The 16,515-nt window shown below is 68.5% G+C and carries 16 protein-coding genes; 10 read left to right on the top strand and 6 right to left on the bottom strand.

The features are described 5' to 3' along the window. The first annotated feature begins 34 nt into the window (after window positions 1-34). Both ACIQJ5_RS11285 and ACIQJ5_RS11290 read left to right on the top strand, forming a co-directional pair. On the top strand, window positions 35-865 hold the full coding sequence (locus ACIQJ5_RS11285; RefSeq protein ID WP_402843913.1) for a class I SAM-dependent methyltransferase: 831 nt from the start codon (window positions 35-37) through the stop codon (window positions 863-865). A gap of 9 nt (window positions 866-874) precedes the next feature. Then, entirely contained in the window at window positions 875-2,278 is a 1,404-nt protein-coding gene (locus ACIQJ5_RS11290) for a phytoene desaturase family protein (protein WP_402843916.1), read from the top strand. A gap of 80 nt (window positions 2,279-2,358) precedes the next feature. Here ACIQJ5_RS11290 and ACIQJ5_RS11295 read toward each other — a convergent pair whose 3' ends face one another. The 3 genes from ACIQJ5_RS11295 to ACIQJ5_RS11305 form a co-directional block, all read right to left on the bottom strand. Beyond that, complete coding sequence (locus ACIQJ5_RS11295; RefSeq protein ID WP_402843919.1) at window positions 2,359-3,459, bottom strand: YgfZ/GcvT domain-containing protein; 1,101 nt, start codon at window positions 3,457-3,459, stop codon at window positions 2,359-2,361. Between the two features lies 1 nt (window position 3,460). Beyond that, the gene (locus tag ACIQJ5_RS11300; protein ID WP_402843922.1) at window positions 3,461-4,069 is read right to left on the bottom strand and encodes an FABP family protein; all 609 of its coding nucleotides are present in this window, start codon (window positions 4,067-4,069) and stop codon (window positions 3,461-3,463) included. A 163-nt stretch (window positions 4,070-4,232) separates the two neighbouring features. Continuing rightward, complete coding sequence (locus ACIQJ5_RS11305; protein ID WP_231092154.1) at window positions 4,233-4,523, bottom strand: hypothetical protein; 291 nt, start codon at window positions 4,521-4,523, stop codon at window positions 4,233-4,235. A gap of 82 nt (window positions 4,524-4,605) precedes the next feature. Here ACIQJ5_RS11305 and ACIQJ5_RS11310 point away from each other — a divergent pair, with 82 nt between their 5' ends. The 8 genes from ACIQJ5_RS11310 to ACIQJ5_RS11345 all read left to right on the top strand — a co-directional run bounded on the left by ACIQJ5_RS11310 (window position 4,606) and on the right by ACIQJ5_RS11345 (window position 13,466). After that, window positions 4,606-5,289: a DNA-binding response regulator gene (locus tag ACIQJ5_RS11310; RefSeq protein ID WP_402843925.1), complete on the top strand. Its 684-nt coding sequence runs from the start codon at window positions 4,606-4,608 to the stop codon at window positions 5,287-5,289. A 42-nt stretch (window positions 5,290-5,331) separates the two neighbouring features. After that, entirely contained in the window at window positions 5,332-7,494 is a 2,163-nt protein-coding gene (locus tag ACIQJ5_RS11315; RefSeq protein WP_231092152.1) for an RNA degradosome polyphosphate kinase, read from the top strand. Further along, the gene (locus tag ACIQJ5_RS11320; protein ID WP_402843928.1) at window positions 7,491-8,429 is read left to right on the top strand and encodes an NUDIX domain-containing protein; all 939 of its coding nucleotides are present in this window, start codon (window positions 7,491-7,493) and stop codon (window positions 8,427-8,429) included. Before ACIQJ5_RS11315 ends, ACIQJ5_RS11320 begins: the two co-directional genes overlap by 4 nt. A gap of 143 nt (window positions 8,430-8,572) precedes the next feature. Then, the gene (locus ACIQJ5_RS11325; protein WP_402843931.1) at window positions 8,573-9,706 is read left to right on the top strand and encodes a phosphate ABC transporter substrate-binding protein PstS; all 1,134 of its coding nucleotides are present in this window, start codon (window positions 8,573-8,575) and stop codon (window positions 9,704-9,706) included. Between the two features lie 68 nt (window positions 9,707-9,774). After that, a complete protein-coding gene (gene pstC / locus ACIQJ5_RS11330; RefSeq protein WP_231091871.1) occupies window positions 9,775-10,725 on the top strand; it encodes a phosphate ABC transporter permease subunit PstC in 951 nt (316 codons plus the stop codon). 1 nt (window position 10,726) lies between these two features. Next, window positions 10,727-11,830: a phosphate ABC transporter permease PstA gene (gene pstA, locus ACIQJ5_RS11335; RefSeq protein ID WP_402843935.1), complete on the top strand. Its 1,104-nt coding sequence runs from the start codon at window positions 10,727-10,729 to the stop codon at window positions 11,828-11,830. 15 nt (window positions 11,831-11,845) lie between these two features. After that, the gene (pstB, locus tag ACIQJ5_RS11340; protein ID WP_231091869.1) at window positions 11,846-12,625 is read left to right on the top strand and encodes a phosphate ABC transporter ATP-binding protein PstB; all 780 of its coding nucleotides are present in this window, start codon (window positions 11,846-11,848) and stop codon (window positions 12,623-12,625) included. A 400-nt stretch (window positions 12,626-13,025) separates the two neighbouring features. Next, window positions 13,026-13,466, top strand: a complete 441-nt coding sequence (locus ACIQJ5_RS11345) for a hypothetical protein (protein ID WP_402843938.1) — start codon at window positions 13,026-13,028, stop codon at window positions 13,464-13,466. Between the two features lie 24 nt (window positions 13,467-13,490). Here ACIQJ5_RS11345 and ACIQJ5_RS11350 read toward each other — a convergent pair whose 3' ends face one another. The 3 genes from ACIQJ5_RS11350 to ACIQJ5_RS11360 form a co-directional block, all read right to left on the bottom strand. Further along, window positions 13,491-14,291: a hypothetical protein gene (locus tag ACIQJ5_RS11350; protein WP_402843941.1), complete on the bottom strand. Its 801-nt coding sequence runs from the start codon at window positions 14,289-14,291 to the stop codon at window positions 13,491-13,493. Further along, entirely contained in the window at window positions 14,291-15,172 is an 882-nt protein-coding gene (locus tag ACIQJ5_RS11355) for an aminodeoxychorismate lyase (RefSeq protein ID WP_231091866.1), read from the bottom strand. Before ACIQJ5_RS11355 ends, ACIQJ5_RS11350 begins: the two co-directional genes overlap by 1 nt. A gap of 602 nt (window positions 15,173-15,774) precedes the next feature. Further along, the gene (locus ACIQJ5_RS11360) at window positions 15,775-16,404 is read right to left on the bottom strand and encodes a DNA-directed RNA polymerase subunit beta (protein ID WP_231091865.1); all 630 of its coding nucleotides are present in this window, start codon (window positions 16,402-16,404) and stop codon (window positions 15,775-15,777) included. Window positions 16,405-16,515 lie beyond the last annotated feature (111 nt).

A 16,515-nucleotide genomic window follows, 5' to 3' on the forward strand; every position in this document is an offset into this window, starting at 1 on the left:
ACGTTCGATGACGCAGACACGAGAGAATGGACTCATGCCGCGCCCCGTCTCCCCCGCAGGTCACGCCACGCGCGGCACCACGAACACCAACCGGCTGCGACGTGTGGACCGCTGGATCGCCGCGCTGCCCGAGCTTCGCCGCGCCGATTCCCCTCTGGTTGTGGACCTCGGGTACGGGGCCAGCGGCGTCACTGCTTTCGAGCTGTACGATCGCCTCCGCCGCACGCATCCAGACGTCGAGGTCCTCGGTCTCGAGATCGACGCGGAGCGCGTGACGCGCGCGACCGCACAGCTCGCCGAGATCCGGGCGGGACAGACGCGCTTCCCCGTCGATAGCCGGATCTCGTTCGCACGCGGGGGCTTCGAAGTCCCCGCTCCGCGACCGGCCACCGTGATCCGGGCGTTCAATGTGCTCCGGCAGTACGACGAGGCCGACGTCGCCGAGGCCTGGCGCATGATGTGCTCACGCCTCGCCCCGGACGGGATCGTGGTGGAGGGCACGTGCGATGAGATCGGCCGGGTGTCGAGCTGGATCGATCTGGACAGCGGAGCCAAGCCGCGCAGCCTCACGATCTCTCTCCGGCTGGCCGAGCTGGAGAGGCCGGGCATCGTGGCAGAACGGCTGCCGAAGGCGCTGATCCACCGCAACGTCCCCGGCGAGCGCGTGCACCGCCTGATGACCGACCTCGACGCATCGTGGGAGCGAAACGCCGGACTCGGCGCGTTCGGTACCGTCCAGCGCTGGCTCGCGGCGGTCTCCGATCTCCGCGCCACGGGATGGCCTGTGCGCACCCCGAAGGCCCGCGCGAAGCTCGGTGAGCTCACCGTGGACTGGGCAAGCGTCGCCCCGCTGGGCGCCGACTAGGCTGGGCGGGTGACGACGGCGACGGTGGTGGGGTCCGGCCCGAACGGACTCGCCGCGGCGATCCGGCTCGCACAGGCCGGCATTCGCGTCACGGTGATCGAGGCGGCCCCGGTGCCGGGTGGCGGCGCTCGCACGAGTGAGCTCACCCTTCCCGGAGTGCTGCACGATGACTGTTCCACTGCGATGCCGGGAGCGGTGGCGTCGCCGTTCTTCCGCTCGCTGCACCTGGAGCGTCATGGCTTGCAGTGGCTGCATCATGATGTGGTCGTTGCCCATCCGACGGACGATGCCACCGGAGTGGTCTACCGCGACCTCGTCAGAACGGCCATGAGCATGGGCGCGGACGGCGCGCTGTGGCGCCGTCTGTTCGCTCCGCTCACCCGCAATGCGGACGCCGTTTTCGACACCGCGTTCGCCCCCGTCGTCTCCTTCCCCCGCCACCCCCGTGCGTTGCTCCAGCTGGGACTGCGCGCGGCCCCGCCGGCATCGTGGTGGGCGCGGGCGTTTCGGCGTCCTGAGAACGCCGCTGCGTTCGCAGGCATCGCCGCGCACATGATCGGTAGTCTGACGGCGCCGTTGTCCTCCTCGGTCGGCGCCATGCTCACCACCGCGCTGCACGCCCATGGCTGGCCGTTCCCACGCGGTGGAGCGGGAGCCCTGACCTCCGCGCTGCTCGCCGAATTCGCTGAGCTCGGCGGGCGCATCGAGCTCGGTCGCCGGGTGACGCGCGTGGATGAACTCGGCACGGATGTCGTCGTGCTCACTGTCCCGCCGCGCACCGCGCTCACGATGATGGACGTCCCGGCCGGGGTTCGGCACGCGTGGCGCCGCTTCCGCCCGGGTCCCGGCGCGTTCAAGCTCGACCTGGCCATCGAGGGCGATGTGCCCTGGCGTGACGACGCCCTGCGCCGCGCCGGGGTGGTGCATCTCGGCGGAACGTTCGCGCAGGTCGCGCGGGCAGAGGCCGATGTCGTGCGGGGACGTATGCCGGGGCATCCGTTCGTGCTCGTCACCCAGCCGCACCTCGTCGATCCGTCCCGCTCGCACAATGGCATCAACCCGCTCTGGCTCTACGCGCACGTCCCGAACGGATGGCCCTACGACGAGACCGAGCGATTGCTGGCTGAGCTGGAGCGCTACGCCCCCGGCGCGCGCGAACGGATCCTCGCGGTGCACACCCGCGGTCCCGGGGCCCTGGAAGCGCACAACACCGCGTACCTCGGCGGCGACATCGGCGGCGGTGCCACCACCCTCCGACAGCTCATCGCCCGCCCACGAATGGGCCCCCGGGGTTTCGCGACCGGTGTTCGCGGTGTGTATCTCGGCGGTGCGTCGACGGCCCCCGCCGGCGGAGTACACGGCATGTGCGGTGTCAACGCCGCCGAGCTCGCGCTGCGCGACCTCACCCGCTGACTCCGTTCATAGCGCGCGAATTGCGCGAATCCGGCCCGAATAGCAGCGATTCGCGCGCAATGAAACCGGAAGGGCTCTGGTCAGTCCTGCTTCAGCGGACGACGAGACAGCCGCGTGAGACGAGGGACGTCGGCCACCGAGCCGGCATCGGCGGGCACCACGACCTCCTGTGCTCCCGTGATGTCCGTCTCGCCGGAGCGGACGTGCAGCACCGCATCGGCGGGCACGCGGCGGGCGACGACCGCCAGCGCGATCGGTCCGAGCTCATGATGCATGGCGCTGGAGGTGATGCGGCCCACCTCATCGCCCTCGGCGTCCGAGCGCACCTCGTCGCCCGGAGACGGGAGCACGCTGTCGCTGCCGTCGAGATGGAGCATCACCAGGCGGCGCGGCGGGTGACCGAGGTTGTGGACCTTCGCCACGGTCTCCTGGCCGCGATAGCACCCCTTGTTCAGGTGCACCGCGGATCGAATCCAGTCGACCTCATGCGGAATGAGACGTTCGTCGCGCTCCCGCGCCCAGCGCGGACGCCACGCGGCGATGCGCAGCGCATCCGCCGCCAGCACCCCCGCAGGACGGAAACCTCCCAGGTGCGTCGCGAGCTCATCCGACTGCGCAGCCGTGACGATCGCCTCGCGCCAGTCGCGCTCCGCCCCCGGGTGCTCCGTGATCTGCGCGTACTGCCAGCCGCCCGCAGCCACAGCGCGCCACGGATCTTGCCATACGACGGCGCCGGGGGCGATCGAGGAGAGGTGCTCGCCCGCCGCGTCGCCCATGAATCCGATCACGCGCAGCTCGTCCCGCACGGCGATGTCGACCTGGGCGCGGAAGCGCATGCGCAGCAGCCATGCAGACAGCGGACCGGCGTCGTCACGGTCGACGAGAAGCCAGGCCGTCTCACCGTCGTCGACGATGCCGGCGGCGTGCTCGACCCGCCCCTGCGGATCCAGGACGAGCAACTCGGAGGAGACCCCGGCGGGAAGATGCGCGACGGACTGCGAGGTGATGGAGTCCAGCCATGTGAGCCGGTCGGGGCCCGTCAGAGACACGACGGCACGATCGCCGAGCGGCGCGATGGCCTGCCCCTGCTCCAGAGCGCGCTGCTCACGCAGCGGTTCACCGAAGTGGGTGACCGCGTCGCCGTCGACGACGGCACCGGGCAGGGCGGCGAATCCCGCCATGTCAGGACACCTTGGCCAGGCGAGCGGACGCGTGCGAGGCCGGCGGTGCCCCGAGCGCCGCGATGTCCCAGGCCCACAGCAGGTGCCCCTGGACGAGGCCGTACATACGCTCGGCTGACGCGTAGTCCTTCGCCGTCGAGGGCCGCAGCACCGCGTCGGTGGCGAGGTCGATGCGGGGGCCCTTCACCTGTCCGAGGTACAGCTCCGTCACGCCGTCCGCATGGACGATGGACACTTCGAGGTCGAACGCCTCATCGGTGTTGCGCAGCGCCTCGACGTCTTCGACCGTGCGCGGCACGAGCGCCTCCGAGCCCGGAAGCAGACCCGGTCCGACATCCGACGCCGTGCGCGGTCGGGCGATGCGCCAGAATCCGACCTCCGAGTTCAGGCGGACCTGCTCGCCGTCCTCGTCGATCGGGAGGAGTACGGCGGTAGCGGAGTAGTTCAACGCGTCGCCACCGTCGTGACTGAAGCTCACGCGGTGCGTGAACTCGCCCGTGAAGTGATGATCACCGGCGGTGTAGTCGATGACGCCGGTGCCTTCCCAGACCCCCAGGAGCCAGGACAGCGGCACCAGGTCTGCGGGCAGATCGCTGGGCAGCTCGATCATGGCTTGTGCCCGGTCAGCGCTGGCCGCGGAAGAGGTTGTAGACCACGACGCCCGCGACGAACGCGATGGCGAGCGACGCGAGGCCCAGCAGGCCGACGAAGAGCATCTCGAGTGCGAAGAGGTCCATGGCATCCACTCTAGCCCGCTCGCCGCTGATCGCGGGTCAGAGACCGCTCAGCGCGGCGAGTCCGAAGCCCGCAGAGACCAGCCCCATCACAACCAGCGCGCCCAGCATGCTCGCACCCATGCGGCCGATGAATCCCTGCGCCGGTGCGGAGAAGATCTGCACGGCGAACGCGGCGATGAGGGTGATCCCCAGCCCGACGCACAGCCAGCCGACGCGCTGGTCCAGCGGTGCCACGATGCCGACCGCGACCGAGATGAGCGCGCTGAGGATCCAGACCGCCGCGATGCCGATGATGGGCGAGCGCGGAGCGAGCTGCGGCTGTGACATAACGTCATTCTCCCAGACGCGGCGCGGGAACGCTCCCGAGTGAGGCATATCATGGGGACTTAGCCGCAGGAGAGGAGTCGGCGTGGCGCAACTGCTCGTGCTCAGTTCGACACCGGATGCCGCTCTGCCCGCCCTCGAGCTGCTCAGCCACACGGTGCGCACGATTCCGGCGGCCCCCGCACAGCTGGTCGCGGCGCCCGACGCCGATCTGATCCTCGTGGACGCCCGCGCGGATCTCGTCGCGGCGAAGTCGCTGTGTCGTCTGCTTCGCACCACGGGACTCAGCTCCCCGCTGCTGGTGGTGGTCACCGAGGGCGGCCTCACCGCCCTCTCCCCCGACTGGGGCGTGGATGATCTGCTGCTGAGCTCCGCCGGCCCCGCCGAGATCGACGCCCGGCTGCGACTCGCGCTCGGCCGAGCGGCCGCGCTGGATGAGCGTCCCACCCGCGTGCAGACCTCCGGCATCACCATCGACGAGGCCTCGTACTCCGCCAAGATCAACGGCCGTCCGCTGGATCTCACCTACAAGGAGTTCCAGCTCCTGCACTTCCTCGCCACCCACCCCTCACGCGTGTTCACGCGTGAGCAGCTGCTGAGCGAGGTGTGGGGCTACGACTACTACGGCGGCACCCGAACCGTCGATGTGCACGTCCGGCGCCTGCGCGCAAAGCTCGGCGACATGGAGCAGCTCATCGGCACCGTCCGAAACGTGGGCTATCGTTTCGACGCCGCCGAGGACGAGCAGCCCACAGAACGCGTCCGCTGACCGCTTAACCTGTTCGTCACCCGTCACTGTAAGGATGAGCACATGATCGACACGACGATCCCTGACGCCGGACTGGGCGAGGACGACGACGACTTCGATGTGCTCGCCGTGGAATCGGACGACCAGTTCCCCGACGATCGCTACCTGGATCGCGAGCTGAGCTGGCTGAAGTTCAACCAGCGCGTGCTCGAACTGGGCGAGGACCCCACCACTCCGCTGCTCGAGCGAGCGAACTTCCTCGCGATCTTCGCCAGCAATCTCGACGAGTTCTTCATGGTGCGTGTCGCCGGGCTCAAGCGCCGCATCGTCACCGGGCTCGCCGTTCCGACGAACGTCGGACGAGCCCCCGCCGACGTGCTCGCGGACATCTCCGCGGAGGCGCACAGGCTGCAGCTGCGCCATGCCCAGGCGTGGACCGACTCGGTGCGCCCGGCTCTCACCGAAGCGGGCATCTCCGTCGTGTCGTGGGACGCGCTGGACGCGGCCGATCGCGAGCACCTCGCCGAGTACTTCCAGGCGCAGGTCTTCCCGGTGCTCATGCCGCTCGCCGTCGACCCCGCCCACCCCTTCCCGTACATCTCCGGCCTGTCGCTGAACCTCGCCATCCGCATCCGCAATGCGCGCACCGGCCGCACGGAGTTCGCGCGCCTCAAGGTGCCGCCGATGCTGCCACGCTTCATCGAGGTGCCGGGTTCGGGTGGCGTGCGCTACATCCTCATCGAGGACCTCATCGCCAACCACCTCGGCGACCTCTTCCCCGGTATGGAGGTCATCGACCACCACGCCTTCCGCCTCACCCGCAACGAGGACATGGTCATCGAGGAGGATGAGACCGAGAACCTCATCCAGGCCCTCGAGGCCGAGCTGATGCGTCGCCGGTTCGGACCGCCGATCCGGCTCGAGATCACCGACGACATGGACGAGGTGACGCTGGAGCTGCTGCTGAAGGAGCTGTCGATCACCGATCAGGAGGTCTACCGCCTCCCCGGCCCGCTCGACCTGCGCGCGCTGTTCTCCCTCACTCGCATCGACCGTCCCGAGCTGCGGTACGCACCGCACGTCCCCGTGACGGCCGTGCCGTTCCGTCCGACCGGGAACGAGAGCCGTGCCGACATCTTCGGCGCGATCCGCAGTGGCGACGTCCTCGTGCACCACCCGTACGAGTCCTTCGCCACCAGCGTGCAGGCGTTCCTGGAGCAGGCGGCACGCGACCCGCACGTGCTCGCGATCAAGCAGACCCTGTACCGTACGTCCGGCGACAGCCCGATCGTGCAGGCACTGATCGACGCCGCCGAGGCCGGCAAGCAGGTCCTCGCCCTTGTCGAGGTCAAGGCTCGCTTCGACGAGGCCGCGAACATCGGCTGGGCGCGTCAGCTGGAGAAGGCCGGCGTGCACGTGGTCTACGGCCTCGTCGGCCTGAAGACCCACTGCAAGCTGGCGCTCGTGATCCGTGAGGAGGACGGCGTTCTCCGCCACTACTCGCACGTCGGAACGGGCAACTACAACCCGAAGACCTCGCGGCTGTACGAGGACTTCGGCCTGTTCACCATCGACGATCAGGTGGGCAAGGACCTCACCCGCCTGTTCAACGAGCTCAGCGGGTACGCGATCGAGAAGAAGTTCAAGCGCCTGCTGGTGGCACCTCGCCACCTCCGCAAGGGGCTCCTGCGGCTGATCGACAAGGAGCGGCGCAACGCCCTCGCCGGCAAGGACGCCTCGATCCGCATCAAGGTCAACTCGATGGTGGACGAACAGATCATCGACGCCCTGTACCGCGCCTCGAACGCGGGCGTGAAGGTGGAGGTGTGGGTACGCGGGATCTGCAGCCTGAAGCCCGGCGTCCCCGGCCTCAGCGAGAACATCACCGTGCGCTCGATCCTCGGCCGGTATCTGGAGCACTCGCGCATCTTCGCGTTCCACAACGACGGGGATCCGCAGTTCTACATCGGCTCCGCCGACATGATGCACCGCAACCTGGATCGGCGCGTGGAGGCGCTCATCCGCGTGGTCGCACCGGCGCACCTCACCGAGCTCGGCGATCTGTTCGCACTGGCGATGAACGAGGGCACGAGTTCCTGGCACCTCGGTCCCGAGGGAGAGTGGACCCGCCATTCGGTGGACGCGAAGGGCGCTCCCCTCGTGGACGCCCAGGATGCGACCATGGCCCAGATCGCGCGGCGCCGCCGCGCTCGCGCGGTGCGATGAGGGACACCGCGGTCTACGCGGCCGGTGCGGTCGTCTGGCGCATGGTGGAGGGGAAGCTGCGCATCCTCGTGATCCACCGCACCAAGTACGCCGACGTCACGCTGCCGAAGGGGAAGGTCGATCCCGGCGAGACGCTCGCCGAGACCGCCGTGCGCGAGGTGTTCGAGGAGACGGGCATACGCATCGTCCTCGGAGCACCCGTCGGCGTCTCCCGCTATCGCCTCCCCAGCCGCAAACAGAAGATCGTCCACTACTGGACCGCAGAGGCCACGGAAGCGGCGCTTCGGGCATCGGCGTTCGTGCCCAACCGGGAGGTGGCCGGGATCGAGTGGGTCTCCCCGAAGAAGGCCCGCACCTACCTCAGCTACCCCGTCGACGTCGAGATCCTCGACAACTTCCTGCGGCTGGTCGATGACGGCGCGCTAGAGACCTTCCCGCTCATCGTGCTGCGTCACGCGCGCGCCGTCGCCCGTGCCGATTGGAAGGGCGAGGACACCGCGCGTCCGCTCACCGCACGCGGCACGAAGCAGGCGGCGCAGATCGCGGGCCCGTTGCGAGCGTTCGGGGTGAAGCGCATCGTCTCCTCCCCCGCGGTGCGATGTGTCACCACCTCCGTGCCCCTGGCCGCCTCGCTCGGTCGTGAGATCATCCGGGCCGAAGGCATCAGTCAAGCTGCGTTCGAGGCCGGTGAGGACGACATCCGCGGCATCGTCGGCAAGCGGGTGCGCTCACGCAAGCCCGCCGTCCTCTGTAGTCACCGCCCCGTGATCCCGAAGATCTTCCACGAGATCGCACTCGCCACCGGCACCGTGGAGGGCCGGTATCTCGTGGATGCCGCGGAGCTGGAGCCCGCGGCTTTCAGCGTCGTTCACCTCTCGGCAACCAACCCCGGATCGGGCATCGTCTCCATCGAGACGTACGAGTCACGGGTGTGAGCAGCGCCCGCACGCACGCAGCGAACTGAGACCGGCCGTTCACCTTCCGTTCACGTAGCCAGCGACACCTGTTTAGAGTCCACACTTACGGTCGTCGTGTGCCTGCACCAGGGCAACAACCGACACAGTGAAGGATTCACCTCGTGAAGCTCACCCGCTTTGTTCAGATCGGCGCCATCGGCGCCGTCGCCGCTCTTGCGCTCGCCGGCTGCGCCGCGAACGAGGGCGGCTCGGGCACCACGGACCCGACCACCGGCTCTTCCTCGGCTTCGTCCGAGACCACCACGTCCGCTGCCCTGAAGGGCGACCTCGTCGGCGGTGGCGCCACCTCGCAGCAGGTCGCCATCCAGACGTGGACCAAGGACTTCCAGACTGCGAACCCGGACGCGACCATCAGCTACGACCCGCAGGGCTCGGGTGCTGGCCGTGAGTCGTTCGGCACCGGTGCCTTCAACTTCGCGGGCTCCGACCGCGCGTTCAAGATCGACGAGATCTCGGGCGGTACCTTCGAGGCGTGCGCCGACGGCAGCGCGCTGGTGGAGATCCCGGCGTACATCTCGCCGATCGCCATCGTCTTCAACCTGGGCGCCGACATCAACAGCCTGGACCTGGACCCCAGCACCCTCGCGGGCATCTTCGCGGGCACCATCACCAAGTGGAACGACCCGGCCATCGCCGCGACCAACCCCGGTGTGACGCTGCCCGACAGCACCATCAGCCCGGTGCACCGCTCCGACAAGTCGGGCACCACCGGCAACTTCACCGACTACCTCTCGGCCACCGGTGCCGACGCCTGGACCTACGGTTCGGTCGAGGAGTGGCCCTTCGAGGGCGGCGAGGCTCGCCAGGGCACCTCGGGAGTCATCGAGGCCATCAAGGGCGGCGAGGGCACGATCGGTTACGCCGATTCCTCCCAGGCCGGCGACCTGGCCTCCGTCAAGGTCAAGGTCGGCGACGCGTACGTCGGTCACTCGGCCGAGGGTGCGGCAGCCGCGGCTGACGCCTCGCCGTTCGAGGACGGCCGTGAGGCCACCGACCTGGCGATCAAGATCGACCGCACCACCACGGCGAAGGACGCCTACCCGGTCGTGCTGATCAGCTACCTGATCGGCTGCGGCGAGTACAAGGACGCCGAGATCGGCGCGCTGGCCAAGGGCTTCTTCTCCGCCGCGATCAGCGAGGCGGGCCAGCAGGCCGCTGCCACGTCGGCTGGCTCGGCGCCCATCTCGGACACGCTCCGCGAGAAGGCCCAGGCCGCTGTGGACGCCATCAAGTGATGATCTGAGGGGTGCGGGCCGCTCTGGCCCGCACCCCTCACCTCTGCTCCCCTTCACGGAAAGGCGACATGTCAGCCACCACTGCCGCGACCGATGAACCCATCGTCGCCAAACGACGCGCCGGAGACATCTGGTTCTCTTCAGCCGCGCTGTTCGCGGGTTCCATGATCCTGGTCACGCTGGCCGCTGTCGCGATCTTCCTCATCGTGCAGTCCCTGCCCGCCTTCACGGCGACCAGCGAGGACGCATCGGTTCTGAAGACGAACTTCTGGGACTACGTCTGGCCCCTGCTCTTCGGAACCATCTGGGCGGCATTCCTCGCCCTGCTGATGGCGGTGCCCCTCTCACTGGGCGTTGCGCTGTTCATCACCCACTACGCACCGCGCCGGCTGGCGCAGACGCTCGGCTACATCGTGGACTTGCTCGCGGCGGTCCCGTCCGTGGTCTTCGGCCTCTGGGGCATCATCGTGCTCCCCGGGGCCGTTCAGCCCGTCTACTCGTGGCTCAACACCAACCTCAACTGGATTCCGCTCTTCAGCGGCGACGTCTCCAAGACGGGCAACACGATCCTCACCGCCGCCATGGTGCTCGCGGTCATGGTGGTCCCGATCATCACCGCGATCTGCCGCGAAATCTTCCTGCAGACCCCGAAGCTGCACGAGGAGGCCGCGCTGGCGTTGGGCGCCACGCGCTGGGAGATGGTCCGCATGGCCGTGCTCCCCTTCGGCCGCTCCGGAATCGTGTCCGCCTCCATGCTCGGCCTCGGCCGCGCACTGGGCGAGACCATGGCGGTCGCCATGGTGCTCTCGGCGACCGGAACGGTCTCCTTCCAGCTGCTGACCTCGCTCAACCCCTCGACGATCGCCGCGAACATCGCGCTGACGTTCCCGGAGGCGTACAAGGTGAACATCAACGTTCTCATCGCCACCGGCCTCATCCTTTTCGTCGTGACGTTCGCCGTCAACGCCGCTGCGCGCTGGCTCGTGAATCGTCGCAAGGAATTCTCGGGAGCGAACTGAGATGACCTCCACCATCGTCCCGCCGAGCGTTCCCACCGTGACCGCCGCCGCATCCGCTCCGCTCACGCGCGGCCAGCTCCCCCGTTGGGCCCCCTGGGCGCTTCTCGGCGGCCTGATCGTCGCACTGGGCGCCGTCTTCGCCCTGATTTCCGCTGCCAGCGGTGATTCCTTCAACGTGGCCGGCTGGCTCGTGCTCTCCGGTATTGCCTACGTGGTGCTGGTCACGGTGCTCTCGGGCATCGTCGAGGGCCGCCGCAAGGCCACCGACCGGCTCGTCCTCGCCCTCGTCACCGGCGCCTTCGTCATCGCGATGGTCCCGCTGGTCTCCGTGGCGTGGACCGTGATCGCCTACGGCGTCGCACGCTTCGACGTCATGTTCTTCTCGAACTCGATGCGAAACGTCGTCGGCGAGGGCGGCGGAGCGCTGCACGCCATCATCGGCACGCTGCTCATCACGCTCGGCGCCGCCGTGATCTCCATCCCGATCGGCCTGCTCACCTCGATCTACCTCGTGGAGTACGGTCAGGGCCGCAAGCTCGCCCGCGGCATCACGTTCCTGGTGGACGTCATGACGGGTATCCCCTCGATCGTCGCCGGTCTGTTCGCCTACGCGGTGTTCGCCCTGATCTTCGGACCGGGCGTGCGCATGGGCATCATGGGCTCGGTCGCTCTCGCGGTGCTGATGATCCCGGTGGTCGTCCGCTCCAGCGAGGAGATGCTGCGCCTGGTTCCGAACGAGCTGCGCGAGGCCGCATACGCGCTGGGCGTCCCGAAGTGGCTGACGATCCTCAAGGTCGTCCTGCCTACGTCCATCGCCGGGATCACCACGGGCATCATGCTCGCCATCTCCCGCGTGATCGGTGAGACGGCGCCGCTGCTCATCACCGCCGGGTTCGCCGCGTCGATGAACTACAACCTGTTCGACGGGCGCATGCAGACCCTGCCGGTTTTCGTCTACACCGAGTGGGCCAACAAGGGAATCCCGCCCGAGGCCTACGTCGACCGTGCCTGGGCCGGCGCCCTCACACTGATCATCATCGTCATGGTGCTGAACCTCGTCGCGCGACTCGTCGCGAAGTTCTTCGCCCCCAAGACCGGCCGCTGAGCCGAAAGGAACATCGTGTCCAAGAGCATCGAGGTCAACGACCTGAACGTCTACTACGGCGACTTCCTCGCCGTGGAGGGCGTCTCCATCAACATCGAGCCGCGCACCGTGACCGCCTTCATCGGCCCGTCGGGCTGCGGCAAGTCCACCTTCCTGCGCACCCTGAACCGTATGCACGAGGTCATCCCCGGTGCACACGTGAAGGGCGAGGTCCTCCTCGACGGCAACAACCTGTACGGCCCCGGAGTGGACCCGGTGATGGTCCGTCGCCAGGTGGGCATGGTGTTCCAGCGCCCCAACCCGTTCCCCACGATGTCCATCAAGGAGAACGTGCTGGCGGGGGTCAAGCTGAACAACTCCCGGATGGCGAAGTCCGACCAGGACGCGCTCGTGGAGAAGTCGCTGCGCGGCGCCAACCTCTGGAATGAGGTCAAGGATCGCCTCGACAAGCCGGGCTCTGGCCTCTCCGGTGGTCAGCAGCAGCGTCTGTGCATCGCGCGCGCGATCGCCGTCTCCCCGGATGTGATCCTGATGGACGAGCCCTGCTCCGCCCTCGACCCGATCTCCACGTTCGCAATCGAGGAGCTCATCAACGAGCTGAAGAACGACTACACGGTGGTCATCGTGACCCACAACATGCAGCAGGCCTCGCGGGTGAGCGACAAGACGGCGTTCTTCAACATCGCCGGCACCGGCAAGCCCGGCAAGCTCATCGAGTACGCCGACACCACGACGATCTTCACGACGCCGTCGGTTCAGGCCACCGAGGACTACGTCTCCGGCCGCTTCGGTTGATCAGCGCTCTCCGGACGGGGTCGGCTCTGCGGAGCCGGCCCCGTCCTCGTTTTCAGGTGCCGCTCCTTGCGGGGCGGCGTCCAGCGCGGGTGTCGCGACATGAGGACTGTTGCGTGGTTTCCGCACCCGGCAGGACGACATCTCCTCGTTTCGAGACAAGCCCACCTCGTCGCCGAGTCGAGTCCCTCGTCCGCCCCACTGACAGCGCGTCAGACGCGGCGCAGGTGTCGCGAAACGAGGATCGTGTCGCGACACGAGGACCATTCCGCGGTTTCAGCCCAGGCCAGGACGACATCTCCTCGTTTCAAGACGGGGCGCGGCGGCCGGCGATCGCGCCCGTGGGGCCAACAGGTCAGACGACCCGATTGAGGTTCGGGCGACCCGCCGATAGCCTGCGAGCATGTCGGTCCTGGAGAACATGCACCCGTCAACGAAGTCCTCGGCTCGCTCGCGGAGTACGGGCGCCAATGCTCTGATCGGAGTCGCGCTCGGCGTCGGGCTCTACCTCGGAGGCGGAGCCGTCGCGGCCCTGGGCTGGGTTCTCCCGGGTACCGTGTGGACTCTGGCGGGCGCAGCGGTGCTGTCACTGCTCTGGTTGCTGTGCCTCAGGGTGCTGCCTCACGCGCTGGTGTTCGCGGGTGTGGCCGCGGTCCTGCTGATGGCGATCTTCGCGATCATCGGACCCGGGCTGCCGGGCAGCGCGTGGAGTCCCGGAGGGTTCCTCCCGGCGACCTTGCTGATGGGTGCGACCAGTGCGTTCACCCTGACCTTCACGATCCTGTCGATCGGCGTCCCCCTGGTGACGGCCGCGCGCGGTCGGTCAACGACGGCAGGTTCCTGAAGGCGCGCGGGCCATCGCGCAGGCTCAGTGCGCCGGGGACCACCGCAGGGTCATCGATAGCGCCTCGGTTCCTCCGGCATCGGTGATCCGCTCCCCCGCCGCGAACTCACCGGGCGTACAGGTCCACGGCTCCACGCAGATCCCGCGCGGATCCTGTTCGTAAATCACCCACACCCGGGACTCGCTCTCGATGCCGAGCGTTCGTCCGTCGCGCCAGCGCAATTGCGGCATCCTGACCGCGCCGCGGTGAACGGCATCCCGGGGTGACTGCGGAGCATCGACCGACACCGTCTCGGTACCCTGCGCATCCGCGAGGATCAGCTCATCGAACTCCGAGACGAGCGTGGGCAGGCCGCCGTCGGGTTCGCGAGCGAACCACGGGTGAAATCCGAGTCCGACGGGAGCCGCCTGCGCCACGGTGACCTCGAGGCGGGCCTCCAGGCGGTCGGGGAACAGCCGATACGTCTGCCGTGCGTCCCCGCGCCAGGGGCCCTCGGGGATACCGTGCCCGAACACGACCCGGTCGGCTGTCTGCTCGATCACGTCCCAGGTGCGCTCCAGCAGGAATCCGTGTGAGATCTTTCCCCGGCTGCGGCTCGGAAGGTCGATGCGATCGGCGCCGTTTCGGGCCACCCTCGATGGCACCGTGCCGGGCCAGGGCGCGAGCGGGTAGTTCCCGCCGACCCATTCCCCGGTACCGGCGGCGCTGGGGTCGGCCGCGAGGAACTCCGCCCCGGCCACCGTCAGCGACAGCAGCGCTGCGCCATCGGTGCGAGTCAGGATTGCCCGGGCATCGCCGGCAGCGAGTTCGATCAGCTGCGTCATCAGTCGCGCGGTGAGAGCAGGTACGCGTTCATCTCGGCCGTCAGCTGGTCATCCACCGTCAGCGCGCTCTCGTCGACCGAGGTGATGGGTGCCGCCAGCCGGACGCTGGAGACGAGCCACGCCGCATCGGCCTCGGCCAGAGCCTCGGTGCGCAGGGTCTCGTAGCCGACCTCAAAGCCGCGTCCGGAGAGGTACTGGAACAGGCTGATCTGGGTGGTGCCATGCAAGATTCCGGCGCCCGGGGCCGGGGTCACGAAGCGCTCGCCGGTGCGGATCACGACGGATGCGGTGGGCGCCTCCAGCAGGACGCCGTCCGACGAGTGGAACACGGCATCATCGGCGCCGCGCTTGTGTGCCTCGCGGATGGCGGCCATGTTCACGGCATACGACAGGGTCTTCGCCCCGAGCAGAAGCCATGGCGCGCGCGCCGGTGCTTCGCTGTCGATGCCACGATCGAGCGTGACAACCGCGATCCCCTCGGTGCGGGCCTGGGTGTTGTCCGCGGCGGGCGCGAGGGTCACCCACGCCGTCGGCGTCGGGCCGTGCTCGACGCCCCGGCTGAGGATGAGTTTGATGACGTACTCACCGGCTCCGCTGTGCGACGCGGCGATGGCGATGGCTTCCCGCCACTGCGTGAGGTTCGGCGCCGGCAAGTCGCACAGCCGGGCCGAATGCTCCAGGCGCTCCAGATGCGGGCCGACCTCCTGCGCATGGCCGTCCACCACACCGATCGACTCGAAGATCCCGTCGCCGCGCTGGGTGCTGAGCTCCCCCACGGAAAGGGCCGGGGCGGACGGATCGGTCTCGGCGAACGTGTCGGAGAACCCGGAGCGGTGGTCATCGGCCGCGACCGGCCGGATGAGCAGTGCGAAACGCGTCATGTCCTGAGCCTAGTCCGGCGGGATTCGTCGACACGCGCATCGCCCGGACATGATAAAACCGGGCCGCAGAAACGCCTCTCGGCGCGAGGCCGCTCGGAGCGGCAAGTTTTGGAGCCCGGGGTTACTGCGGCCCGGCACTCGATCATAACGCGATCGCGGGCGAGGGTATTCCGGTCCGGGAAATCTCCGCCTTTGGCAGCAGCGGTCCGGGCGTGTCCTCACACGTACCCGACGTACCGAGCACGAATCTTGGCTGCGCGGACTCGCCCGCCGGTCGGGTGGGACGCTCGGCCGGTGACGCGTGCATCCGATGCAGTTTCAGACACTCACCTGACGCCGTGTGCATCGGGTGGGAGACGTGCTGCTCTGCGCCGGACGGGCGAAGCCAGATTTCGATGCGGAGCGTTCTGTTGCGTACCCTCGGCCGGCGAAGCCAGCGTCCGATGCGAAGCGTCCTGTTGCGTACCCTCGGCCGGCGAAGCCAGCGTCCGATGCGGGCCGTGCTGTTCCCGGCGCGCAACCGGCGAATCCGGGGTGGTCGGGGCCGCGCCGTCCCCCAGCTGTCAACCGGCGACGCGGGCGCCGCGCGGGCGACTGCTGGCTCAGGTCAGGGTGCCGGCACGCCAGTGGGCCGCCGCAGCATCGAGGTCCGCGGCGAATGTGGACAGCCGCAGGGCCTTCGTCGTGAGAGCGGTGGACCGATCCGGTTCGGTGAGTTCATAGTCGTCCGCAAGGTGTGTCGCCCCGGATGCTTCGACACGGCTGAAGGACGCGGCGCGATTGAGGGCGACAGCGAAGTCGCCGTCGAACACTCCGCGGAGAATCGCATCGGCAAGCGCCACCATCTCATCGGGACCGGCCGGTGTCGGCGCTCCCGCGACGATCGGATCGGCAGATGCAAGCTCGTGGCGTCCGCGCTCGTAGATGATGCTCGATGTGTGAGCGTCCTCGTGCACCATCAGCTGCAACAGGTAGATCCTCCAGAGCGCGCCGGGAAGGCTGCGGGCCGGTGCCTGGGACCACAGCGACGCGATCGTGTCGATACCGTGCTCGGCGGTGAACGCCACCAGGCGCTCGACCACCTCCGCTTCCGGATCTTCGCGGACGCGGGCCAACAGCGCGTGCGCCGTCGAATGCGCCACACGAGAGGTGTCAGCCGGGTCATGTCCGCCGAAGATCGTGTCGAACATCGACGACGGCCGGCGCACCGGCTTATGGAACGACTCAGGCATCACTCCAGGGTACGCGCGGCTTCGGGGACGAGGGTGCACGTGCGCCGAATCCAGGACCAGGCGCCGAAAACATGAGACTTCTGCCGATATGGTCATGGACCCGGCGGATGA

The sequence above is a fragment of the Microbacterium sp. GXS0129 genome, assembly GCF_044769785.1.
GTDB lineage: Bacteria > Actinomycetota > Actinomycetes > Actinomycetales > Microbacteriaceae > Microbacterium > Microbacterium nymphoidis.